At 37.2% G+C, this 21,636-nt stretch carries 25 protein-coding genes; 20 read left to right on the top strand and 5 right to left on the bottom strand.

Annotation, left to right across the window (positions count from 1 at the left end; genetic code table 11):
• The first annotated feature begins 70 nt into the window (after nt 1–70).
• The 16 genes from A3EE_RS0104070 (at nt 71) to A3EE_RS0103995 (ending at nt 14,548) form a co-directional block, all read left to right on the top strand.
• Entirely contained in the window at nt 71–451 is a 381-nt protein-coding gene (locus A3EE_RS0104070) for an NADH-quinone oxidoreductase subunit A (protein WP_018342162.1), read from the top strand.
• A gap of 47 nt (nt 452–498) precedes the next feature.
• A complete protein-coding gene (locus A3EE_RS0104065) occupies nt 499–1,044 on the top strand; it encodes an NADH-quinone oxidoreductase subunit B (protein WP_018342161.1) in 546 nt (181 codons plus the stop codon).
• A 13-nt stretch (nt 1,045–1,057) separates the two neighbouring features.
• Nucleotides 1,058–1,561, top strand: coding sequence for an NADH-quinone oxidoreductase subunit C (locus tag A3EE_RS0104060; protein ID WP_018342160.1), 504 nt, complete (start codon nt 1,058–1,060; stop codon nt 1,559–1,561).
• Between the two features lie 11 nt (nt 1,562–1,572).
• A complete protein-coding gene (locus tag A3EE_RS0104055) occupies nt 1,573–2,793 on the top strand; it encodes an NADH-quinone oxidoreductase subunit D (protein WP_018342159.1) in 1,221 nt (406 codons plus the stop codon).
• Nucleotides 2,794–2,805: 12 nt separating this feature from the next.
• On the top strand, nt 2,806–3,339 hold the full coding sequence (locus tag A3EE_RS0104050; RefSeq protein ID WP_018342158.1) for an NADH-quinone oxidoreductase subunit NuoE family protein: 534 nt from the start codon (nt 2,806–2,808) through the stop codon (nt 3,337–3,339).
• A complete protein-coding gene (gene nuoF, locus A3EE_RS0104045; protein WP_018342157.1) occupies nt 3,339–4,685 on the top strand; it encodes an NADH-quinone oxidoreductase subunit NuoF in 1,347 nt (448 codons plus the stop codon). Before A3EE_RS0104050 ends, nuoF begins: the two co-directional genes overlap by 1 nt.
• A gap of 16 nt (nt 4,686–4,701) precedes the next feature.
• Nucleotides 4,702–5,673: an NADH-quinone oxidoreductase subunit G gene (locus A3EE_RS0104040; RefSeq protein ID WP_018342156.1), complete on the top strand. Its 972-nt coding sequence runs from the start codon at nt 4,702–4,704 to the stop codon at nt 5,671–5,673.
• Complete coding sequence (gene nuoH, locus A3EE_RS0104035; protein ID WP_018342155.1) at nt 5,657–6,688, top strand: NADH-quinone oxidoreductase subunit NuoH; 1,032 nt, start codon at nt 5,657–5,659, stop codon at nt 6,686–6,688. The genes A3EE_RS0104040 and nuoH overlap by 17 nt, the downstream gene beginning before the upstream one ends.
• Before the next feature lie 7 nt (nt 6,689–6,695).
• Nucleotides 6,696–7,223, top strand: a complete 528-nt coding sequence (locus tag A3EE_RS0104030; protein WP_018342154.1) for a NuoI/complex I 23 kDa subunit family protein — start codon at nt 6,696–6,698, stop codon at nt 7,221–7,223.
• 2 nt (nt 7,224–7,225) lie between these two features.
• A complete protein-coding gene (locus A3EE_RS0104025) occupies nt 7,226–7,735 on the top strand; it encodes an NADH-quinone oxidoreductase subunit J family protein (protein ID WP_026209582.1) in 510 nt (169 codons plus the stop codon).
• A 14-nt stretch (nt 7,736–7,749) separates the two neighbouring features.
• A complete protein-coding gene (nuoK, locus tag A3EE_RS0104020; RefSeq protein WP_026209581.1) occupies nt 7,750–8,043 on the top strand; it encodes an NADH-quinone oxidoreductase subunit NuoK in 294 nt (97 codons plus the stop codon).
• A gap of 19 nt (nt 8,044–8,062) precedes the next feature.
• Nucleotides 8,063–9,970, top strand: coding sequence for an NADH-quinone oxidoreductase subunit L (gene nuoL, locus A3EE_RS0104015; protein WP_018342151.1), 1,908 nt, complete (start codon nt 8,063–8,065; stop codon nt 9,968–9,970).
• 14 nt (nt 9,971–9,984) lie between these two features.
• Nucleotides 9,985–11,448, top strand: coding sequence for a complex I subunit 4 family protein (locus A3EE_RS0104010; RefSeq protein WP_018342150.1), 1,464 nt, complete (start codon nt 9,985–9,987; stop codon nt 11,446–11,448).
• 18 nt (nt 11,449–11,466) lie between these two features.
• Nucleotides 11,467–12,843, top strand: coding sequence for an NADH-quinone oxidoreductase subunit N (locus A3EE_RS0104005; RefSeq protein ID WP_026209580.1), 1,377 nt, complete (start codon nt 11,467–11,469; stop codon nt 12,841–12,843).
• A complete protein-coding gene (locus tag A3EE_RS0104000) occupies nt 12,843–13,493 on the top strand; it encodes a DedA family protein (RefSeq protein ID WP_018342148.1) in 651 nt (216 codons plus the stop codon). The genes A3EE_RS0104005 and A3EE_RS0104000 overlap by 1 nt, the downstream gene beginning before the upstream one ends.
• A 119-nt stretch (nt 13,494–13,612) precedes the next feature.
• Nucleotides 13,613–14,548: a TerC family protein gene (locus A3EE_RS0103995; RefSeq protein WP_018342147.1), complete on the top strand. Its 936-nt coding sequence runs from the start codon at nt 13,613–13,615 to the stop codon at nt 14,546–14,548.
• 76 nt (nt 14,549–14,624) lie between these two features.
• On the opposite strand, the gene dacB is transcribed toward A3EE_RS0103995, so the two are convergent.
• Nucleotides 14,625–16,100, bottom strand: a complete 1,476-nt coding sequence (dacB, locus tag A3EE_RS0103990) for a D-alanyl-D-alanine carboxypeptidase/D-alanyl-D-alanine endopeptidase (protein WP_018342146.1) — start codon at nt 16,098–16,100, stop codon at nt 14,625–14,627.
• The gene (locus A3EE_RS0103985; protein WP_018342145.1) at nt 16,101–16,613 is read right to left on the bottom strand and encodes a type 1 glutamine amidotransferase domain-containing protein; all 513 of its coding nucleotides are present in this window, start codon (nt 16,611–16,613) and stop codon (nt 16,101–16,103) included.
• A 111-nt stretch (nt 16,614–16,724) separates the two neighbouring features.
• Here A3EE_RS0103985 and A3EE_RS0103980 point away from each other — a divergent pair, with 111 nt between their 5' ends.
• Nucleotides 16,725–17,315, top strand: coding sequence for a hypothetical protein (locus tag A3EE_RS0103980; RefSeq protein ID WP_018342144.1), 591 nt, complete (start codon nt 16,725–16,727; stop codon nt 17,313–17,315).
• A 138-nt stretch (nt 17,316–17,453) separates the two neighbouring features.
• Here the strand turns inward: A3EE_RS0103980 and A3EE_RS0103975 are convergent, their stop codons facing one another.
• From A3EE_RS0103975 to A3EE_RS0103965, 3 genes are read right to left on the bottom strand one after another with little or no spacing between them, the layout of a single operon-like run.
• Nucleotides 17,454–18,089: a bifunctional nuclease family protein gene (locus tag A3EE_RS0103975; protein WP_018342143.1), complete on the bottom strand. Its 636-nt coding sequence runs from the start codon at nt 18,087–18,089 to the stop codon at nt 17,454–17,456.
• Between the two features lie 11 nt (nt 18,090–18,100).
• Nucleotides 18,101–19,066: an electron transfer flavoprotein subunit alpha/FixB family protein gene (locus A3EE_RS0103970; RefSeq protein WP_018342142.1), complete on the bottom strand. Its 966-nt coding sequence runs from the start codon at nt 19,064–19,066 to the stop codon at nt 18,101–18,103.
• 32 nt (nt 19,067–19,098) lie between these two features.
• On the bottom strand, nt 19,099–19,830 hold the full coding sequence (locus A3EE_RS0103965; RefSeq protein ID WP_018342141.1) for an electron transfer flavoprotein subunit beta/FixA family protein: 732 nt from the start codon (nt 19,828–19,830) through the stop codon (nt 19,099–19,101).
• 177 nt (nt 19,831–20,007) lie between these two features.
• Here A3EE_RS0103965 and A3EE_RS0103960 point away from each other — a divergent pair, with 177 nt between their 5' ends.
• The 3 genes from A3EE_RS0103960 to A3EE_RS0103945 all read left to right on the top strand — a co-directional run bounded on the left by A3EE_RS0103960 (nt 20,008) and on the right by A3EE_RS0103945 (nt 21,636).
• Nucleotides 20,008–20,325, top strand: coding sequence for a tetratricopeptide repeat protein (locus A3EE_RS0103960; protein ID WP_018342140.1), 318 nt, complete (start codon nt 20,008–20,010; stop codon nt 20,323–20,325).
• A gap of 322 nt (nt 20,326–20,647) precedes the next feature.
• Nucleotides 20,648–21,175 carry a dihydrofolate reductase family protein gene (locus A3EE_RS0103950; RefSeq protein WP_083921241.1) on the top strand — a complete coding sequence of 176 codons (528 nt, stop codon included), beginning with the start codon at nt 20,648–20,650 and terminating at the stop codon, nt 21,173–21,175.
• Between the two features lie 155 nt (nt 21,176–21,330).
• Nucleotides 21,331–21,636 (top strand): ArsR/SmtB family transcription factor, encoded by a 306-nt coding sequence (locus A3EE_RS0103945; protein WP_018342137.1) that lies wholly within the window; start codon nt 21,331–21,333, stop codon nt 21,634–21,636.

The raw sequence follows: 21,636 nt of genomic DNA, 5'->3' as shown, positions 1-21,636 counted from the left end.
CCTTTTTTTTTGACTGTTTTTGCATATTTTTGAAAGAATTAACAGAAGTATAGAATAAGGCCAACTTCTTATGAGCGATACATACTACGAATATCTTCCCATTATTCTTCAATTCTTGGTTGCATTAGGTTTTGTAGCCATTACAATTTTATCAAGCTGGATTTTAGGTCCAAAAGTAAAATCAAAACACAAGTTAGATGCATTTGAATCCGGTTTAGATCCAGTTGGAAATGCACGTGTTCAATTCTCTATCAAATATTTTTTAGTTGCAACTTTGTTTGTACTATTTGATGTTGAAGTTATTTTCTTCTATCCATGGGCTGTAAACTTCAATCACTTTGCTGAAGCAGCAAACAAATGGGAAGGATTTATAAAAATGTTATTATTCATGTCTTCTCTACTGATCGGCTTCGTTTACGTTATAAAGAAAAAAGCGTTAGATTGGGAATAAGCGTATCTTAAGAAAAGAATCATAAGCCTCTAAATACCGCATTCGATATGAGTGATATAAAAATAGAAGAAAAGCCAGACGGACTTGAAGGTCCAGGTTTTTTTGCTACATCTTTAGATTCAGTAGTTGGTTTAGCAAGAAAAAACTCTTTGTGGCCATTACCATTCGCAACTTCTTGTTGTGGAATTGAATTCATGGCTACCATGGCTTCAACATATGACATTGCACGTTTCGGTGCTGAGCGTCCAAGCTTCTCTCCACGTCAAGCAGACGTGTTGATGGTTATGGGTACGATCGCAAAAAAAATGGGACCTGTACTACGTCACGTATACGAACAAATGGCAGAGCCTAAATGGGTAATTGCTGTTGGTGCATGCGCATCAAGTGGTGGTATATTTGATACATACAGCGTACTTCAAGGTATTGATAGAATTATACCTGTTGATGTATACGTTCCGGGTTGCCCGCCACGTCCTGAACAAATCATTCAAGGCTTAATGCGTGTACAGGATTTAGCTGCAACAGAATCTCTTCGCAGACGTGAATCACCTGAATACAAAGCATTGCTTGCTAAATACGAGATTGGAGAATAATTCGAACGCGTTTATGGGAACCTTAACAAATCAACACATCATAGACTCTTTGCAAAATCGTTTTGGCGACAAGATCGAAGCAACGGAAGAGTCTTATGGTATGCTTACCATTACTGTAGAAAGAACATACAACATGAATGTGTTGAACTTTCTATACAACGAACCTTCTTTAGGATTCACATTTTTAACTGACCTAACAGGTGTACATTACAATCAGGGAGCAGATTTGCTTGGTGTTGTTTATCACCTTCACAATCTTCCTGAAAATGTTCGTATCCGCGTAAAAGCATTCTTCCCTAAAGCTGATCCGGTAATTGATTCTGCAACTACATTGTTTCAGTCAGCAAACTGGATGGAAAGAGAAACATACGATTTCTTTGGAATTATATTCACGGGACATCCTAACCTGATCCGCATTTTAAATGTAGACGATCTGGGATATCACCCGATGAGAAAAGAATATGCATTGGAAGATCCAACGCGTCACGATAAAGATGATTCTTTCTTTGGTAGATAATTGATATACACATGATCACTACAAACGGAAACAAGCAAGAAATCGACCACATGGATACAGACCATTTAACTACGTTAAATCTTGGTCCTACCCACCCTGCAACACACGGCGTATTTCAGAATATCTTAAAGATGGATGGTGAACGCATCATGGATGCCGTACCAACCGTAGGATATATACATAGAGCATTTGAGAAAATTGCTGAGCGTAGAGCATTCTACCAAATCACAACACTTACCGATCGTATGAACTACTGTTCATCTCCATTGAATAACATGGGATGGCACATGACAGTAGAAAAACTTGCAGGCATTGAATTACCTAAGCGTGTTGAATACATGCGTGTGGTAATTATGGAACTGTCTCGTATTTCAGATCACTTAATCTGTAACTCTATTCTTGGTGTAGATACTGGAGCCTTCACAGGTTTCTTATACATCATGCAAGCACGTGAACAGATCTATGAGATCTATGAAGAAATTTGTGGTGCGCGTTTAACTACCAATATGGGTAGAATCGGCGGTTTTGAAAGAGATTTCAATGACATCGCAATGCGTAAAATCGATAAATTCTTAGCGGAATATCCAGCTGTATTAACTGAGTTTGAAAACCTATTTAACAGAAATAGAATTTTCATGGACAGAACAATCGGCACAGGTGGTATCACTGCTGAGCGTGCATTAAACTATGGCTTCACAGGTCCTAACCTGAGAGCAGCCGGTGTTGATTACGATGTTCGTGTTACATCACCTTACAGTTCTTACCAGGATTTTGATTTTAATATTCCAATCGGAATTAACGGAGATACATACGACCGTTTCATGGTTCGTAATAAAGAAATGTGGGAAAGCTTAAGCATCATCCGTCAAGCGATGGAAAAGATCAAAGCTCTACCTAAAGGTGTATTCCATGCTGAAGTTCCTGACTTCTATCTTCCTCCAAAAGAAGATGTGTATTCTCAAATGGAAGCATTGATTTACCACTTTAAAATTGTAATGGGTGAAACTGAGATCCCTAAAGGTGAAGTATATCATTCAATTGAAGGCGGTAACGGAGAGTTAGGTTTTTACCTTGTAAGCGATGGCTCTAGAGCTCCATACCGTTTACACTTCCGTAGACCTTGCTTTATTTACTATCAGGCATTCCCTGAAATGATCAAAGGTCAGTTAATCTCTGATGCAGTAGTTACAATGAGTAGTCTGAACCTGATTGCAGGTGAAATGGACGCTTAATTATATAAACGGATGGAACAAACACAACATCAATTCCAGTTTTCTGAAAAAAGCCTGAAAAAAGTTCAGGAAATGAAAACACGTTATCCGGAAGGTAAACAAAAATCTGCTTTACTACCTGTCTTGCACATGGCGCAAGACGAATTTGGTGGTTGGCTGAGTGCTCCATTAATGGACTATGTTGCTTCCTTATTAGACATTACTCCTATTGAAGTATATGAAGTAGCATCGTTCTACTCTATGTACAACTTGAAGCCAGTAGGCAAATGCATGTTTGAATTTTGTCAAACAGGTCCATGCTGCTTAAATGGTGTTGAAGAATTAATTGAATACACAGAAGGCAAACTTGGCATCAAAGTAAACCAAACTACTGCCGATGGTAAATATACAATCAAAGCGGTTGAATGTATGGGATCTTGCGGCTCAGCACCAATGGCGCAGATTGGAACGTACTATTATGAAAATTTGACGAAAGAAAAGATCGACAAGATCATCGAAGTATTTGGTCAGCCAGATTTTGATCCATTTAAAAAATACTCTATCTAATGGCTACAAAATTATTACTTGAACACATCAACGTTCCAGGAATTGAAACCTATGATGTTTACCGTTCAAAAGGTGGTTACAGAGCAGTTGAAAAGGCTTTAAAGACAATGTCTCCAGACGATGTGATGGAGGAAGTTAAAAAGTCTGGTCTTCGTGGTCGTGGTGGTGCAGGCTTCCCTACAGGTATGAAGTGGAGTTTCTTAGATCGCAAATCTTCGAACCCGAGATATCTTGTATGTAATGCGGATGAAAGCGAGCCGGGTACGTTCAAAGACAGATACCTGATGGAAAAAAATCCTCATATTTTAATTGAAGGTTTAATTCTATCAAGCTATTCACTTGGTTCAAACAGCACATATATCTACATCCGTGGAGAGTATAAATGGATCGTTGGTATTCTTGAAAAAGCAATTGCTGAAGCAAAGAATGCTGGCTTCCTTGGTAAAAATATTTTAGGTTCAGGATTCAATCTTGAGATCTATGTAAATAATGGTGCAGGTGCTTACATCTGTGGTGAAGAAACTGCACTTATCGAATCATTAGAAGGCAAACGTGGCAACCCGCGTATCAAGCCTCCCTTCCCTGCTATCTCAGGTCTTTACAACTGCCCTACAGTTGTAAACAATGTAGAGACACTTGCTACTGTTACACCGATTATCAATATGGGTGGTGATGAATATGCTAAGTTGGGTATTGGAAAAAGTACAGGTACTAAATTAATCTCTGCATGTGGTCACATCAACAGACCGGGTGTATATGAGATTGATCTTGGCTTACCGGTTGATGAGTTCTTAAACTCGGATGAGTATTGTGGCGGTATCAGAAAAGGTCATGAATTGAAAGCAGTTATTGCAGGAGGTTCATCTGTTCCGATTCTTCCGGCAGAATTGTTCATGAAAAACGCAGCTGGAGAAGCTCGTTTAATGAGTTACGAATCTTTATCAGATGGTGGTTTTGCAACAGGTACCATGTTGGGTTCAGGTGGTTTTATCGCAATGGACGAAACTACATGTATCGTACACAACACTTGGACGCTTGCTCGTTTCTATCACCACGAATCTTGTGGACAATGCAGCCCTTGCCGTGAAGGTACAGGCTGGATGGAAAAAGTATTGCACCGTTTGGAATTCGGTCATGGTCACATGCACGATATTGACCTATTGGTTGAAATTGCAGGCAAGATTGAAGGTAATACAATCTGTCCGTTAGGTGATGCTGCTGCATGGCCAGTAGCTGCTGCTATCCGTCACTTCCGTGATGAATTTGAATACCATGTAACACATGCTTCTAAAGTAAAAGATAGCCGTAAGGCGCATCTTCCTAATTATAAAACTGCAACAGTTTAATTCGAGGCTCACATATATGTCACAACTGTTCAAAATAACAATAGACGGCGAAACAACCGAAGTAGCACCAGGAACAACGATCCTGAATGCTGCCAGACAAATCGGCGGTTCGTTAGTCCCACCTGCAATGTGCTACTACTCGAAGTTAAAAGGTAGTGGTGGTAAATGCAGAACATGTTTGGTTGAAGTTTCTCAAGGATCTGAAAAAGATCCTCGTCCGATGCCTAAGTTGGTTGCTTCCTGCTCTACTCCTATTATGGATGGTATGGTAGTTAAAAACTTAACTTCTCCGAAAGTACTTGAAGCACGTAAAGGTGTTGTAGAATTCTTATTGATCAACCACCCTCTTGATTGCCCGGTGTGTGATCAGGCCGGTGAATGTCATTTACAGGATCTATCCTACGAACATGGTGCTGCACGTTCACGTTACGAAGAAGAGCGTAGGAAATTTGATCGTATTGACATCGGCGACAAAATCCAGTTACATATGACGCGTTGCATTCTTTGCTACCGTTGTGTATTCACTGCAGATCAGATCACGGATAAACGTGTACACGGTATTATGTTCCGTGGCGACAAAGCTGAGATCTCAACGTATATTGAAAATGTAATTGATAATGATTTCTCAGGAAACGTTATTGATGTATGTCCGGTTGGTGCATTAACAGACAAAACATTCCGATTTAAATCGCGTGTATGGTTTGTTAAACCGATGGAAGCACACAGAGATTGTCCAAAGTGCAGCGGTAAAACTGTGGCATGGTTAAGCGGCGATGAAGTGTATCGTATAACAGGTCGCAAAGATAAATATGGTGAGTTGGAAGAATGGATCTGTAACGATTGTCGTTTTGAACACAAAAAGATCAGTGATTGGGTAATTGACGGGCCAAGAGCAATCGAGCGTCATTCAGTTATTTCATTGAATAAATATGAAAAAGGTATTAAAGTTGAAACACCGAAGAAAATAGGATATGGAAATACCCGTTGAGTTTTTACTTGAAAAGACAATCATTGTAGTTGCGGTATTTACAGTATCGTTGGTAATAGCAATGTATAGTACGTATGCAGAACGTAAAGTATCTGCGTTACTTCAGGATCGTATCGGTCCAAACAGAGCTGGTCCGCTTGGTTTATTACAACCCGTAGCGGATGGTGTAAAATTCTTCATGAAAGAAGAAATTATTCCTTCTTCAGCCAATAAATTCCTCTTCGTTTTAGGTCCTTCCTTAGCGATGATGACAGCCTGCTTAACCGGTGCGGTTATTCCTTGGGGAAGTACTCTTGAGATTAATGGTTCAATCGTTCCACTACAAGTTACAGACCTTAATATTGGTGTACTATATATTTTCGCAGTAGTATCCATTGGTGTATACGGTGTAATGATCGGTGGTTGGGCGTCGAACAATAAATTCTCGTTAATGGGTGCTATACGTGCATCTTCACAAATGATCAGTTATGAAATTGCAATGGGTTTATCCATCATTGCGTTGATTATGACTACTGGCTCATTGAGCATTCGTGATATTGTTGAGCAACAAGTTGACGGCCATTGGAATATCATTTACCAACCTTTAGGCTTCTTCATCTTTATGGTTTGTGCATTTGCTGAATGCAACAGAACACCATTTGACTTACCAGAATGTGAAGCGGAGCTTGTAGGCGGTTATCACACAGAATATTCATCGATGAAATTAGGATTGTATTTATTCTCCGAATACATCAACATGTTTATTTCTTCTGCAGTAATGAGTGCATTCTTCTTTGGAGGTTATGACATCCCATACATTGAAAAATTAGGATTGGATCACAATCTTGTAACCATATTAGGTACAGGTTTCTTCTTCTTCAAAATTGTCTTATTCATCTTCTTATTCATGTGGGTAAGATGGACATTGCCGCGTTTCCGCTATGATCAGTTAATGAACTTAGGCTGGAAAATTATGATACCATTGGCAATCATAAATATTATTCTTACTGGTTCAGGTATATTGTTATTTAAGTAATAGGGCCATGCAATTAACAAACAGATCAAAAGTAGTAGTAGATAAAAACATGACCCTCATGGAGCGGATGTATGTTCCGGCCATAGTGAGTGGTATGCTTATTACTTTATCTCACCTTTTTAAAAAGAAGGCTACAATACAGTATCCGGAACAACAGCGTGAATTCTCTTTTGTATACAGAGGTAAACACATCCTTAAAAGAGATGAACAAGGTAGAGAAAACTGCACTGCCTGTGGACTATGTGCTGTATCCTGCCCTGCTGAAGCAATTACAATCATTGCAGACGAGCGCAAAAAAGGAGAAGAACATTTGTATAAAGAAGAAAAATATGCTTCTCTATATGAGATCAACATGTTAAGATGTATCTTCTGCGGTCTATGCGAAGAAGCATGTCCAAAAGATGCCGTTTATCTTACGGAAGAATTGGTGCCTGCTTCGTATAATCGCAAAGACTTTATTTACGGTAAAGATAAATTGGTTCAGCCACTAGGTACAAGTGCTCACCCAAAGACGTATAAGCCTTACAAAAAATAACAATGGGGAATATTATATTTTACATCTTATCAGGAATTACGTTGTGCAGTGCATTTTTCGTAATACTTTCTAAAAATCCTGTCTATAGTATCTTATCCTTAGTAATAACATTCTGTTGCATTACTGCACACATGTTGTTATTATCTGCAGATTTCTTAGCGGTAGTTAACATCATCGTTTATGCCGGTGCAATCATGGTATTGTTCCTGTTTGTGATTATGATGCTAAACTTAAATGAAGCTGTAACGCAAGGAACGAAATCATTCATCAGTAAATTGGCAGCCTTTATATCCGGTGGTCTTTTATTAGTTGCACTCGTATTCCTTCTTAAAGGACAGCAAATTGGTGCGGTAGATTTATCAAAACTTGATCCGAATTTCGGAAGTGCTCAGGAATTAGGTAAGATTCTTTTCAACCAATTTATTCTTCCATTTGAAATAACATCTGTATTATTCTTGTCAGCAATGATCGGTGCAGTTATGTTAGGGAAGAAAGATTTGAAAGATAATTAATAACGAAAGAAGTTATGTCTGAATATTTAGTGCTTTGCTTAATACTATTTTCTTTGGGCGCTTTTGGCGTATTGTACCGAAGAAACATCTTAGTAATGTTCATGTCTATTGAGTTAATGTTGAATGCAGTAAACTTATTAATGGTTTATTTTTCAGCCTTACATAATGATCAATCCGGACAAGTGTTTGTGTTCTTTATCATGGCCGTAGCAGCTGCTGAAATCACGATTGGTTTGGCAATACTGGTTATGATATTCAGACACCTTGGTTCTATCAATATTGATAGTTTAAAGAATCTCAAGTGGTAATTAAAAGTATAATTGTATCATGATGGAATTTGTTTGGCTAATACCGGCGCTACCTCTACTTGGTTTTCTGATATTAAGCTTATTTAATAAGTACATACCTAAATCTGCATCCGGCTATATTGCCAGTGCAATGCTTTTAGGTTCATTCTTAATTGTCTTAAACTTGTTGTTCTCTGCAATTTCAGGTCAGTTAATTGAACAACCACCTGTGGTTTTATTTCACTGGGTACATGCAGGGAATTTAAATTTGTCACTGTCATTCCAAATAGACAACCTTTCTGTTTGGTTCATGTCGATCATTACCGGTGTAGGTTTTCTGATCCACGTATATTCGATCAGTTACATGCACGATGATGAAGGTGTAACAAGATACTTCTCATATCTAAACTTGTTCATTTTCTCCATGCTCTTGTTGGTAATGGGTTCGAACTATGTAGTAATGTTTATGGGCTGGGAAGGCGTTGGTCTTTGCTCCTATTTACTTATTGGTTTCTGGTTTAAAAATCAAAACTACAATGATGCTGCAAAGAAAGCATTCATCATGAACCGTATTGGTGACCTAGGTTTTCTATTGGGCATGTTATTAATTTACAACCAATTTGGCACATTAGAATATAGAGAAGTTTTTGATCAGGCGTCGAAAATCATTAACCCCAATGAAGTTTCAACAATTATCACAGTAATTACCTTATTGTTGTTTGTAGGTGCAATGGGTAAAAGTGCTCAGATACCATTATACACTTGGCTACCGGATGCGATGGCAGGTCCTACTCCTGTTTCAGCATTGATACACGCTGCTACCATGGTTACTGCAGGTATCTATATGATTGCCCGTTCAAATGTATTATACAGCATGGCTCCTTGCACCTTAGATGTTATTTACATCATCGGTACAGGTACTGCGATCTTAGCTGCACTAATCGGTTTAACGCAAACAGATATCAAGAAAGTATTGGCATATTCAACAGTGAGCCAGCTTGGTTTTATGTTTATGGCAATTGGTTTAGGCGGATATTCTGCAGGTGTATTCCATGTAACAACACATGCATTCTTTAAAGCTCTCCTATTCTTAGGCGCGGGTAGTGTAATTCACGCAATGGGTGGCGAACAGGATATTCGTAAGATGGGTGGCTTGATGAAAAAACTTCCGATTACCTTTATCACATTCATCATTGCAACCTTAGCAATTGCTGGTATTCCTCCATTAGCAGGTTTCTTCTCTAAAGATGCGATCCTTGCACTAGCTTTCGAAGCAAATCCGATCAAATGGGGTTTAGGAGTTTTTGCTGCATTGCTAACAACCTTCTATATGTTTAGAATGTTATACTTAACATTCTTTGGCGAATTCCGAGGAACGCAGCATCAAAAAGAACATTTACATGAATCTCCTCTATTGATGACAATTCCATTAATGATTCTTGCTGCATTAACCGTATTTAGTGGTTTCATAGAAGTACCACACGTATTGGGAGGACACAATTGGTTCAGCCATTATTTAGCGGCTGCAAACATTGCATTGCCTGAAGCATCTCACCTTTCTAATTCTACAGAATACCTATTAATGGGAACAGCTTTAGCATTAGTTGTATCCGTAATCTTTATTACGTATTTCTTATATGTTTCTAAGAAGACACAACCGGCTTCATCCGAATCTGAAATGTCATTCTTAGACAAACTTTCATATAACAAATTTTATGTTGATGAACTATATGATTTTGTAATTGTAAAACCTCTTGGCTTCCTTTCGGATTTCAACAGCAACATCATTGAAAAACATTTCATAGACCGAATTGTAAACGTATCCGGAAAATCCATTCAATGGAGTGGCAAAACCATCCGATACATTCAATCCGGAGATGTAAATACATATGCCATATTTATGGTTATAGGTATTGTAGTTATCTTATTTCTTAACCTGGTACTGTAATACATACGTTAGACATGATTACGACGCTTTTAATAATCTTACCTCTTGTTGCAGCATTATTAGTATATCTTGCTGGTCAACGTTTGGCACCTACAGTTGCAATAGCTGCTACCGTTCTTGAATTTGCTGTTGCTTTATATGCATACTTCACATTTGACGTTGCGGCAGGATGGAATTTTGCAGTGAATCAGGAATGGATTCCTTCTTTAGGTATCAGTTTTAATATTGGCATGGACGGAATAAGTATGGCATTGGTCTTATTGACTACATTCTTATTACCCATCATTTTGCTTTCATCTTTATTAAGTCCTCTAAAAGATAAAGCTTCCTTCTATTCACTTGCACTCATCATGCAATCTGCTTTGATCGGAGTTTTTGTAGCGAAAGACTTATTCCTGTTCTACATCTTCTGGGAATTGGCATTAATTCCAATTTACTTTATATGTTTATTATGGGGAGATGAAAACCGCAGACCGGTTACGTTTAAGTTTTTCATATATACTTTATTTGGTAGCTTATTGATGTTAGCAGCAATCATATATCTGTATACAGTTACTCCTGAAAAATCATTTGCTCTGGAAAATATTTACAACACGGACCTTTCTGCATTAGAGCAAACATGGGTCTTCGCAGCATTGTTCTTAGCATTCGGTATTAAGATGCCTATATTTCCATTGCATACATGGCAACCTTCAACATACACCAGTGCTCCGATTGCAGGTACAATGTTATTAAGCGGTATCATGTTAAAGATGGGTATCTATGGAGTAATCAGATGGGTATTGCCAGTAGTTCCAACAGCTCTTATGAACTGGGGCTGGTTAGCAGCATTGTTATCTGTAATAGGTATTGTATATGCATCGATCATTGCAATCAGACAATCAAATTACAAAACGTTGATTGCTTATGTTTCAATTGCCCACGTTGGCTTAATTGCAGCAGGTTTATTCTCGAATTCAGTTGAAGGTTTACAAGGTGTGATCGCACAGATGTTGGCACACGGTGTGAACGTTGTTGGAATCTTATTTGTGATCGAAATTCTTTTAAATAGAACCGGAACATTAGAGATTTCTAAATTGGGTGGTTTGAGAAATCAAATGCCACAATTTGCAGTATTCTTTGTTGTTATTATGATGGCCAGTATTGCATTGCCTTCTACAAATGGTTTTATTGGTGAATTCTTATTATTTGTGGGTATTTTCAATTACAATCCATACTTGGCTGCTGTTGCAGGTTTAACCATCATATTAGGCGCAGTATACATGCTTAGCTCGTATCAGAAAATCATGTTGGGCGAAGCGAAGTCTGCATACAACAATGTATTGGACTTAACCCTTATTGAAAAAAGTATTTTAATTCCGATTGTGATTGTAATTTTCGTGTTTGGTTTGTTCCCGAATCTAGTTTTAGATTTAACTGAACCTGCAGTAAATGAAATTTTACATACAGTAAATAATTCAATCCCGGTTGCAAACTAAGAGAACGTTAGAAGCAGTATGAACGCAATAATTCTTATATCAATTTTAGGTATTTTCACAATGATGTCTGAGTTTATCGGACTAAAGAAATTTATCTATCCAATTATTCTTTTATCCTTAGTTGGTATCCTTGGTTACAACATCTGTTCTTTCTGGAATACCCCGGAAGTTCATTACGGCATGTTGCTGCATGATAATTATTCTGTTGCCTTTGGATCATTACTCATTACAATAACTCTATTATGGTTCCTGCTTTCACGCGAATCGTATAGTGCAGGAGAATTCAATCAAGGGGATCACTATGCATTGATTTTATTTTCAACTGTTGGTGGTTTATTATTGGTATCCTTTACTAATATGTCTACCCTATTCTTAGGTGTTGAAATTTTATCTATTCCGCTTTACATCTTAGCAGGTAGTAGAAAAAAAGACATACGTTCAGTTGAAGCCTCTATAAAATATTTCATCCTTGGTTCGTTTGCTACAGGTATCATGTTATTGGGCATTGCATTGATCTATGGAGCAACCGGAACGTTTGATCTTGCTGCAATTAAAATAGCAGCATCTCAACAATCGTTATTTTATGTTGGAATCACCTTATTAAGTATTTCCTTCGCATTTAAAATATCTGCTGTACCTTTTCATTTCTGGGTACCTGATGTATATGGCGGTGCACCCACATTCATCACTGCGTTTATGTCTACATTTGTAAAAGTTGCCGCTTTTGGCGCATTCTATCATTTATTAGACAGTATATTTACTCAAGTACCATCTTATTTAAGCTATACACTAATTGGTCTTTCTGCGTTAACTATACTGATTGGTAATCTAGCAGCTTCGTATCAAAACAATGTGAAGCGTCTATTAGCATTTTCAGGGGTATCTCAAGCCGGTTATATGTTAATGGTTTTCCCAATGTTAAGTGTAGGTTCTAAATCTTCTTTATTTGTTTACTTAGCAGGTTATGCGGTTGCAAATTTAATTGCGATCTATGTGGTACATTCAATTGAAAAGTTGAAAGATGAAGCTACAGTTGAGAATTTTGGAGGCTTAGCGAAGTCAAATCCTTTTTTAGCATTCGTTATGACATTGGCTTTAATTTCGTTGGCAGGTATTCCACCAGCAGCCGGCTTCTTTGGTAAATTCTATTTGTTCACAGAAGTAATTAAAGGCGGAAATATTTATCTGGTACTGATTGCTATTTTAGGTTCATTAATAAGTGTTTATTATTATTTTAAAACCATTATTGCAATGTATAGTGAACCAGAAAATACATCATCTGCTGTCAGATATGAATTCGGATTCGCAAAAATTATTCTGGTTATAATGTCAGTACTTGTTGTATTGATTGGTTTATTTCCAGATATTTTATTGCAAATCGGGAAACAAATCTAATGGAATCAATTTTAGAGTTTTATCATTTAATAACACATCCAGAAGTAATTATAAAAACAGGAGGATTATTCTTAATCCTCCTGATCATTTTTGCAGAGAATGGTGTGTTCTTCGGATTTTTTCTACCTGGTGACACCTTACTTTTCACTACAGGTTTGCTATCGTCTACCGGAAAGTTTGATGTCCCCATTACTACTCTATTAATAACCATATGTATCGCAGCTTATTTAGGTAGTTTGTTTGGATATTTCTTTGGTGAAAAGGCCGGTAGTAAACTATTTACCAAAGACGATTCAGTGTTCTTTAAAAAGAAATACATGTTTGCTGCTGAAGCATTCTTTGTTCGATATGGTGCAGTAGCCTTGATAATGGCCCGTTTTTTACCCATTATCAGAACATTTGCTCCTATTTTCTCAGGAATAATCCGATACCCTTATGGTAAATTCCTACTATACAATATCATAGGTGGTACATTATGGGTAGTAAGTTTGGTGTATGGAGGCTATTTACTTGGTCAGATTTTCCCCAAATCAAAAGATTATTTAGAATATATTATCCTTGGAATCGTTATTGTCACGTGGATTCCGGTAGTTGTTACGTATATCAAAGAACGTAATAGAGCAAAAAAGAATACAGATATGACAACTTAATGTAAGCCATTAAGTTGTATCTTTTTATCGATTTAATCCGTAATTAAGTATTGTTGGTAAGGAATAATGCAGTAATATTGTAGTTCGCTTATCGAAATTATACAGTCTTTAAAAATTATATGAATAACGAAGCTATATTCTGGATCATTTTTAACATTAGTATCCTTACACTACTAGTACTAGACTTATTCGTATTTAATAAAGGCAACAAGGTTGTAACTACAAAATCAGCTCTTGTATGGAGTGCCTTTTGGGTTGGGTTGGCATTAGCATTTAACATATTTGTATACATCTGGAGAGGTCAGGAAGCTGCCGAATTATTTTTCACCGGATATGTTATCGAAGAGTCTCTTAGCGTTGACAATCTGTTTGTCTTCATGCTTATCTTTAGCTATTTCAGAGTTCCTGCAGAATACCAGCGCAAAGTATTGTTCTGGGGAATCATTGGTGCTTTAATATTAAGAGGATTATTCATTGTATTAGGAATTGAATTAATTCAACGATTTGATTGGTTGTTATATGTATTAGGATTCTTCTTAATGTATACAGGGATCAAGATGTTATTTTCAAGTGATGATGAAGAGATCGATCCGGAAAACAACATCATATTAAAGTTGACTAATAAGTTCATTCGGGTAACAAAAACGTATGAAGAAGATAAATTCTTTATTCGTAAAGAAGGTATCCTGTATGCTACGCCTTTATTCATTGTTGTTTTAATTGTTGAAAGTACAGATGTGGTATTTGCTGTAGATTCAATACCTACCATCTTAGGTATCACTACAGATACATTCATTGTATATACATCCAATGTGTTTGCCTTATTGGGTTTACGCTCCTTATACTTTGCGCTGTCAAGTGTAATGAAGCTGTTCCACTATATCAATTATGGCTTAGCTGTAATCTTATCGTTTGTGGGTGTAAAATTACTTATACATCATTGGTATGAAATCAATCATCAGTTTGCCTTGTTATTCGTTGTTTCAACATTAGCTATTTCTATTTTGGCTTCATGGCTGTTCCCCAAAAAAAATAACGAAGAACTGGATTTCTAATTCCATTTTCATTCATATAAAAAAAGAGTGATGCCAGTTGGTATCACTCTTTTTTTTATGGATTACTTGAAGAACATTATCCGTTATTCATTACTCCCATCAGTATTTTCTCCAGCACACGCTGAATTTTTCTATTCTGAGCTTCATGTTTATTAACCATTAAAGACACGGCATATGTTTTACCGGATTTTGCTATAACATAACCACTGTAGCACGTAGTGCCATTCATAGTGCCACTTTTAACACGGATCTTACCGCCAGACTCTCTGCAAATATGAGAAACAGTACCTTCTCGTCCTGCAACAGGAATACAATTCACAAAAATTGTTGAAGTAACCTGAGTACCTAAAAACTGAGTATATTGATTTGGAGCAACCGAATTAAATGGTGACATACCCGATCCATCCCGCAAGACCATTCCCAATGTATCTACTCCAATGCTCTTCAAATAACGCTTCACCTGATTCACTCCAATAGCAGTAGTACCTTGTCCGGTTTCCTTAAATGCAACCTCTTTCAATAAACATTCGGCATACAGGTTATTGCTTACAAGGTTGGTATATTGTGCAATCTCTTTTAATGAGGGTGAAGTATGTTCAAGAAGAGTTTTGAACGAAGATAGCCCTACAATATTCTCACCGGGCTTTACGATAAAAACGGATCCGTTCCAAACAATACCTTGTACGTTCATTTCAGCAATGATCAATTTTGCCAAAAGTGCTGAAGGATTCGATATACTTCCTTTTACTAAAAATGTATTTCCGATGGGTATCGTGCCTTCTGCAAATACAAAATTATTATAAGGTGAAGAGTAGATAACGGATTCGTCCCCTGAACCTGCAGGACCCGTATAGACATGATTTACGAACGTACACGCAGAATCCCATGGAGTAATGGATTGTACAGATGTTGCAGCACCTATGCGATTACCTGGCTTAAACAGAACATTCGTTTGATTTTCATTTACATTCAATCCAAAACTACCCGCACCATAGTAATTGCCTATATCTCCCCAGGTATAGTCCATTGGAATGGCATTGTATTCAAAATGTGTGGGATCAACAACCAATCTTCCGTCGAATCGGGTTACACCTTTAGACTTAAAAGCTGCAACCCAATTTTTAATCAACGCTTGATACGATAGCTGTCCATTCATCCGATCAGAGCCTAAGGTTGGATCTCCGCTGCCTTTAACAAGTAGCGTACCACCAAATGCACCGTTTTGTATAGAGTCTGAATAGAGTACTTTCGTTGTAAAGCGGTAATCGGCCCCAAGTACGTTTATTGCAGCAGCAGTTGTAAGCAGTTTCAGATTAGAGGCCGGGGTAAAAGATTGGTTTGCATTTTTTTCAAACACAATGGCATTTGTTTGAATGTTGCGAATCGAAACTCCTACTTGGGCCCTGGACAATAATGTATCAGCCAATATAGATTGCAGATGTGTAGTCAAATTTGTCTGAGCTGGCAATTCAAATGCACCAAAACACCCCAATACCACGAATAAAGGGGCGACAGGCCTCAGCAGTATACGATTTATTGAAAGAGCAAACATTTACTTTTGCGCATTTAATGTTTGAATAAAGAGCTTCATGTATTCCGGAAGATCCGGTGGACGCTGGGCAGAAACGATATTTCTGTCAACCATCGCAGGGGTATCATACCAGATACTTCCTGCATTTTCCATATCATCTTTAATACCTGGAGTACTTGTAACCTTATAACCTGACAATATCTTAGCAGAAATCAATACCCAACCAGCATGACAGATCTGACCGATCACTTTATTTGCTGCATGCATCTCCTGAACAATCTGAATGACTTTAGCAGATCTACGAATCTTATCTGGAGCCCAACCACCTGGCACCAGCAATGCATCATAGTCTGCTGAATTGACGTCTGCATATGAAACATCGCTATTGGCGGGCACTCCATACTTTCCTGCGTAGGTCACTCCTTTCTCCGGACCTGCAATTACAACGGTATGTCCGTCTTCACGCAGTCTTAAAATAGGATACCAAAACTCTAAATCTTCAAATTCGTGATCGATAAAGGATAATACTTTCATTTATTTTTTAAAATATTTTGCTCAACAAATTTTAATATAAAACATTTTTTTTATTTTAGGGTATTAAATAACTTTAGTCACAAGAGAATATTTTTATATCACTGACGTACCATGGCAAAAAAAGTAAAAAAAGCAGAGAAATCTTCAGTTAAGAAGACTCTAAAAAAAGCTGAAAAAGCTGTAAAAAAAGTAGCTGCGAAAGTAGCGAAAAAAGTAAAACAAGTAGCTAAAAAAGTTACTAAAAAAGCAGCCCCTGCAAAAAAAGCAGCTCCTAAAAAAGCGGTTAAGAAAGCAGTTAAAAAAGCTGTAAAAAAAGTTGCTAAGAAAGTAGCTAAGAAAGCGGCACCTGCTAAGAAGGCTGTTAAAAAAGCGGTAAAGAAAGTTGCTAAAAAAGCAGCGCCTGCTAAAAAAACAGCTAAGAAAGCAGTTGTTAAAAAAGCAGCAGCTAAAAAATCTGCAGCTCCTAAGAAAGCAGTAGCAAAGAAGGCTACAGCTCCTAAGAAAGCAGCAGCAGCTCCTAAAAAGGCAGCAGCTCCAAAGAAAAAATCAGCACCTAAAAAAGCAGCTAAACCAGCAGCACCAAAAGCAGAAGAAGTAGAAATACTTACTTACACTGCACCAGCTGAACCTGCAAAAAACGATGATGATGATGAAAAATCATTAGGAGATTTATTCTCTCCAAATGATAATTCTATTTTCTAATCGTAAGGTTATCATACAGAAAAATCCCGCTGATGGCGGGATTTTTTTTTGTATTTCGTTTATACATACAAACAGGTATAAATAAAAAAATCCATCCCGCTTATCAGCAAGATGGATTTTTATTTTATGTACTTTTCATTAGTTCCGCTTATTCATTTCATCTCTTACACGGGCAGCCTTCTCATAATCTTCTTTGTCGATAGCATCATCAAGCATTGCCTGTAATTGATCTAAGGACATATTCTTGATCTGATCTTCCTTACCTGTAAAGCCTGAATCAGGCTTATTGGAAGTTACTGAAGCTTCTTCCAGGTTATCCTCATCTTCGTCCTCTTCGTCTTCATCCATTTCGTCTTCCATATCGTCATTTAAGACAATACCTGCTTCAGACATGATGGTTTCATAGGAATAGATGGGAACATCGAAACGTAAACCTATAGCAATTGCATCAGACGGACGTGCATCTATTTCAATGTTCTTAATACCATCTGAACAAATGATCTTAGCAAAGAACACTCCTTCCTTCAAATCAGAAATAACAATTTCTTCAACGATGAAATGAAACGATAATGCAAATGATTTGAACAGATCATGTGTCATCGGACGATTCGGTATTACCTTTTCAATCTCAATAGCAATGGCCTGCGCCTCAAACATTCCAATAATGATTGGTAATCGTCTATTACCATTAACCTCGCCTAATACCAATGCAAACGAACCTGTTTGAGATTGACTCGACGATAAGCCTATAATTTCTAATCTGATTTTCTCCACTCTACTGATGCTTATTTAAGCAATTTAGCAGCTTCTGTCAATTTAGGTAATACTTCAAACAAGTCTCCTACAATGCCGTAGTCTGCAGCTTTAAAGAACGGTGCTTCAGGATCTTTATTGATAACAACAATGCACTTTGATGAATTCACTCCAGCCAAGTGTTGAATCGCTCCTGAAATTCCGACTGCAATATATAAATTTGGTGCTACTTTTACACCTGTTTGACCAACGTGTTCGTGGTGAGGTCTCCAATCCATATCCGAAACGGGTTTAGAACAACCTGTTGCAGCGCCCAAAGCTTTCGCTAAATCAAGTAAAAGTCCCCAGTTTTCAGGGCCTTTAAAGCCTCTGCCACCTGATACAACAATCTCCGCTTCGGTCAATAAAAGCTCACCGGACATTTTTTCCACATTCGTAGTTTTTACTTTCGTATCGCCTTCTGACAAGGAAACCGTCAGACTTTCTACTGCAGCAGTACCACCTGTTTCAGTACCTTGATAAGCATTTTTAGCAAGTGTGATTACTTTAATATTGGAATTGATTGCAACAGTAGCAAAAGCTTTGCCTGTGAATATAGAACGCTTCACTGAAAAACCATTGCTCGTATCCGGCAAGTCCGTAACGTTGGTAACAATACCTGCCTTCAATTGTGCTGCAACTTTCGCTGCGAATGAATCAACAAGTGTTGATTTAGGCAAAACCACAACCTTCGCTCCCACCTTATTTGCAGCTGCAATAACAGCCGCTGCAGAGGCTGCAGGAGAATTCTGATTGAATGAATCACCTGTCACATTCAAAATACTTGCTGCACCAAAATTACCTAAGGCTGTTAATTGTTCCTGAGGAAATGTACCAACAGCAATTACATTAGCTGCACCGCCTACCTTTGATGCAACCTGTGCACCATAAGAAACAGCATCTAAAGAAGATTTTTTTATTTCTGAGCCATTAGACTCAACATATATTAATACTGACATAATTTTTCGATCTAAATAAAACAAAGAATCAATTAAAGTACTTTTGCTTCGTTGCGTAACAAGGTCAACAACTCACCTGGATTTGCAGCATCTACCATTTTACATGCACCTTTAGGAGCAGGCAATGAGAATGTGCCATATAACACAGCATCATTTACAGCAACGGGCTCAACTACATTCAATGTTTTTGTTCTTGCCGACATGATACCACGCATGTTTGGAATTTTCCATTCAGCGATCGGCTCCTGACAGCCAGCTACAAATGGCAATGCACATTCAACAGATTCTTTCCCACCTTCAATCTCACGTGTCATTTTTGCAACACCACCTTCGATATCCAACTTCATGATCGGTGTAATAGATGGTATACCCAATGCATCTGCTACAAGACCATGAACCAATCCACCGTTATAATCAATAGACTCTCGTCCCATTAAAATAAGATCATATCCTCCTGTTTTAGCAACAGCAGCTATTTGAGCAGCAACAAAACCGGAATCTTTAGGAACTGCATTGATGCGAATGGCATCATCTGCACCGATCGCTAGAGCTTTACGAATCGTAGGTTCCGTTTCTGCATCTCCAACATTCAACACAGTAACAGTACCACCATGTTGTTCTTTTAACTCCACGGCTCTGGACAAAGCATATTCGTCATAAGGTCCGATGATAAACTGAACGCCTGCAGCATTGAAAGCGTTATTGGCAAAGGTAATTTTGGAAGTAGTATCCGGAACGTGTGTGATACAAACTAAAATCTTCATCGGTTATATGTATATTTAGTTACAACTGAATCGGCTACCGTCATTCACCGAGACTTGAATAATTTTACTTAAATTGACGGAAATATTGAATTGATAAAAAACACTATTCAATATATTATATTTAACTGATTATATGCTTAAAAGTTACATTTTTTATAGAAAAATGACAATTAATTAATGAATCGATTAGAGTATTTACTACAACTGCATAAAGAACAACCCAATGACCCATTTTTAGTCTATGGAATAGCTCTTGAACATAAGAAAATCGATTCTGATGAAACGGCAGTATATTTCAATTTACTATTAAATTCTTTCCCCGATTACCTGGCAACGTATTACCAGGCTGCAGAATATTTTGCCGAAAAAGGTATTTATGAAAAGGCGTTAGAGATATACGACAAAGGTATTCAGTTGGCAACGGATTTAAACGAAATGAAAACATTGGCTGAATTAAAAAATGCGAAGCAAAATCTGGAGATCGATTTGATGTAAATCAAATTTCAGTCACCATCAGGCCCTCCTTCTAATGAATAATCATCGCCAAACACCTTCCTTTTATATTGATGAGAACCTTGTATGGGCTTTGATAACTGCTTCAATACAGCTATCCAGATAAAGGGCACCAACCAGATACCAATATTGTGAAGCAGTTTCAGTCTTCCGAAAAAAAAGACATCTTTCTGATTAAACAATATTGCAAAACGCAATGTATACAGGAAATAAAATATACAAAAAAAGATCCCTATAATTATCATACACGTAATTTACAAAACAACAGTCAACAAGATATTGTATTTCAAAATAAATTTAAATCATGAGTCGAAAAGTTATATTGTATATCGCAATGAGTATAGATGGATATATTGCTAAGCCCAATGATGATCTCAGTTTTTTATCCATCGTTGAAAAAGAAGGGGAAGATTATGGATACGCAACCTTTATTAAGACGGTTGACACGGTTATTTTGGGAAGAAAAACCTACGATTGGATAATGGCCCACGTACCAGAATTTGTCCATGCAGATAAAGAAACCTTTGTAATCACACGAACAACAAAATCCAGTATAGACAACACGCATTTTTATACAGACAACTTAAAAGAACTTATTCATAAACTTAAAGCAGCGCAAGGCAAAAACATCTTCATCGACGGAGGTTCAGAAATTGTAAACGCTTTACTCAAAGAACAACTCATTGATGAAATGGTTCTTTCTATAATACCTGTTGTATTGGGCAGCGGTGTACGATTATTTAATGATAACAATCCGGAACAGCAGTTCTCGCTTGTCTCCTCTCAAGCATTCGATAAAGGTTTGGTGCAATTGCATTATTCGTTCATTTAATATAAACCGTTTATTCCCAAAAGTATATTCTTCAAGAATCACTTTTTATAGATCATTAAAATAATTTATTAAGGGGAAAAATAATTATTTTTTTAGTATTGGAACTATTAATATATGAATGTATGTTCATATATTAGAATATTAAGAGAATAATCATGGCAATTAAACATAAAATATCACCCGAAAAATTAGAGAAGGCTGCTTATATATTAAAAACAATTGCACACCCATTGCGATTATCAATAATAGAACACCTAACAATAAAAGAAGAATTATCAGTAACGCAAATTTGTGAATTATTAAATGCAGAACAATCCCTAATATCACACCACTTACAAAATTTAAAACTCAAAGGATTACTTGTTTCCAGAAAAGCGGGTGTTTCCATAATTTATTCTTTAAAAGAAAAGGGATTAATCGAAATCATTCGCTGTGTAGAAAAATGTAACTGTAACATGTAA

Origin of the sequence: Cytophaga aurantiaca DSM 3654, assembly GCF_000379725.1 — a bacterium.
GTDB lineage: Bacteria > Bacteroidota > Bacteroidia > Cytophagales > Cytophagaceae > Cytophaga > Cytophaga aurantiaca.
The sequence above is the reverse complement of the archived record's forward strand: the minus strand, read 5'-3'. Positions and strand labels throughout refer to the sequence as shown.

Excerpts from the sequence above, each read along its gene's own strand:
- nuoF (WP_018342157.1), top strand. The coding sequence starts at position 3,339 with ATGGCTACAAAATTATTACTTGAACACATCAACGTTCCAGGAATTGAA.
- A3EE_RS0104070 (WP_018342162.1), top strand. The coding sequence starts at position 71 with ATGAGCGATACATACTACGAATATCTTCCCATTATTCTTCAATTCTTG.
- A3EE_RS0104010 (WP_018342150.1), top strand. The coding sequence starts at position 9,985 with ATGATTACGACGCTTTTAATAATCTTACCTCTTGTTGCAGCATTATTA.
- A3EE_RS0103945 (WP_018342137.1), top strand. The coding sequence starts at position 21,331 with ATGGCAATTAAACATAAAATATCACCCGAAAAATTAGAGAAGGCTGCT.
- A3EE_RS0103970 (WP_018342142.1), bottom strand. The coding sequence starts at position 19,066 with ATGTCAGTATTAATATATGTTGAGTCTAATGGCTCAGAAATAAAAAAA.
- A3EE_RS0103950 (WP_083921241.1), top strand. The coding sequence starts at position 20,648 with ATGAGTCGAAAAGTTATATTGTATATCGCAATGAGTATAGATGGATAT.
- nuoL (WP_018342151.1), top strand. The coding sequence starts at position 8,063 with ATGATGGAATTTGTTTGGCTAATACCGGCGCTACCTCTACTTGGTTTT.
- A3EE_RS0104050 (WP_018342158.1), top strand. The coding sequence starts at position 2,806 with ATGGAACAAACACAACATCAATTCCAGTTTTCTGAAAAAAGCCTGAAA.
- A3EE_RS0103985 (WP_018342145.1), bottom strand. The coding sequence starts at position 16,613 with ATGAAAGTATTATCCTTTATCGATCACGAATTTGAAGATTTAGAGTTT.
- A3EE_RS0103995 (WP_018342147.1), top strand. The coding sequence starts at position 13,613 with ATGAATAACGAAGCTATATTCTGGATCATTTTTAACATTAGTATCCTT.
- nuoH (WP_018342155.1), top strand. The coding sequence starts at position 5,657 with ATGGAAATACCCGTTGAGTTTTTACTTGAAAAGACAATCATTGTAGTT.
- dacB (WP_018342146.1), bottom strand. The coding sequence starts at position 16,100 with ATGTTTGCTCTTTCAATAAATCGTATACTGCTGAGGCCTGTCGCCCCT.
- A3EE_RS0104065 (WP_018342161.1), top strand. The coding sequence starts at position 499 with ATGAGTGATATAAAAATAGAAGAAAAGCCAGACGGACTTGAAGGTCCA.
- A3EE_RS0103980 (WP_018342144.1), top strand. The coding sequence starts at position 16,725 with ATGGCAAAAAAAGTAAAAAAAGCAGAGAAATCTTCAGTTAAGAAGACT.
- A3EE_RS0104060 (WP_018342160.1), top strand. The coding sequence starts at position 1,058 with ATGGGAACCTTAACAAATCAACACATCATAGACTCTTTGCAAAATCGT.
- A3EE_RS0104040 (WP_018342156.1), top strand. The coding sequence starts at position 4,702 with ATGTCACAACTGTTCAAAATAACAATAGACGGCGAAACAACCGAAGTA.
- A3EE_RS0103960 (WP_018342140.1), top strand. The coding sequence starts at position 20,008 with ATGAATCGATTAGAGTATTTACTACAACTGCATAAAGAACAACCCAAT.
- A3EE_RS0104030 (WP_018342154.1), top strand. The coding sequence starts at position 6,696 with ATGCAATTAACAAACAGATCAAAAGTAGTAGTAGATAAAAACATGACC.
- A3EE_RS0104055 (WP_018342159.1), top strand. The coding sequence starts at position 1,573 with ATGATCACTACAAACGGAAACAAGCAAGAAATCGACCACATGGATACA.
- A3EE_RS0103965 (WP_018342141.1), bottom strand. The coding sequence starts at position 19,830 with ATGAAGATTTTAGTTTGTATCACACACGTTCCGGATACTACTTCCAAA.
- A3EE_RS0104000 (WP_018342148.1), top strand. The coding sequence starts at position 12,843 with ATGGAATCAATTTTAGAGTTTTATCATTTAATAACACATCCAGAAGTA.
- A3EE_RS0104005 (WP_026209580.1), top strand. The coding sequence starts at position 11,467 with ATGAACGCAATAATTCTTATATCAATTTTAGGTATTTTCACAATGATG.
- nuoK (WP_026209581.1), top strand. The coding sequence starts at position 7,750 with ATGTCTGAATATTTAGTGCTTTGCTTAATACTATTTTCTTTGGGCGCT.
- A3EE_RS0104025 (WP_026209582.1), top strand. The coding sequence starts at position 7,226 with ATGGGGAATATTATATTTTACATCTTATCAGGAATTACGTTGTGCAGT.